This is a genomic window from Streptomyces sparsus (assembly GCF_054776295.1).
In genome coordinates this window covers 1-683 of record NZ_BAAHCA010001574.1, presented here as the reverse complement: position 1 = coordinate 683, position 683 = coordinate 1, and the positions used below count along the sequence as shown (strand labels likewise).

Sequence of the window (683 nt, the reverse complement as noted above, 5' to 3'; positions counted from 1 at the left end):
AACAGCGGCGCGGTGAAGTCCAGGTCCAGCCCCGCGCTGACCACGACCACGGCCGGTGCCGGGGTCTGCCCGGCGGCGGCCCTGCGGTCGGCGAACGCCTCCCGGGCCCGGGCCGGCCGGTAGCCCTCCCGCCGGACCGTTTCCGCGCCGACCACGACGGCGTCCGCCAACGCCCGCAGCACTCCGAAGATCCGCATGTCGGCCGCTCCCGACAGCGGCTGCGAGCGGCCCTCGTGGTGCGCGGCGCCGTCCAGCGAGGAGACCATGTTGGCGCGCAGCCAGCCGGACCGCCCGGCGGGCGGATACGCGTACGCGTCGGCCAACTCGTCGAGGCTCCACTCGCGGTCGGCGGAATCGGACAGGTCTGCGGAAACGGGGAACAGGCGTCGCATGTGCCGCAGTGTGGCACGGGCCACTGTCGTCCCGGGCGCGCGGCCCGGCGCCGTAGAGTGAAAGACGTGCCGACCTCCGCAGCCTCCCCGCGTCCGCCCGCCCGCACCGCCGGCGAGAGCCCGGCGTCCCTGTGCGACAGGGAGCCGCACGTCCCGGCTGAGCGGCTGGTGGCGGAACTGGTACCGCCACCGCGCTTCGACTCGGTGCGCTTCGACACCTACGTGCCCGACCCGGCGCAGCCCAGCCAGGCCGAGGCCGTCGCGGTGCTGAGCGCCTTCGCCGCCGGGCTG

At 75.8% G+C, this 683-nt stretch carries 1 protein-coding gene and 1 pseudogene; one reads left to right on the top strand and one right to left on the bottom strand.

The genetic code is table 11. The features are described from left to right. Window positions 1-392: dihydrofolate reductase family protein (locus tag ACYVE9_RS29680; RefSeq protein WP_461030960.1), on the bottom strand; the 392-nt coding region annotated here is incomplete at its 3' end. Window positions 393-458: 66 nt separating this feature from the next. On the opposite strand from ACYVE9_RS29680, the pseudogene ACYVE9_RS29675 reads away from it, so the two are divergent. Continuing rightward, window positions 459-683, top strand: a pseudogene (locus tag ACYVE9_RS29675) (cell division protein ZapE); the annotation flags it as partial.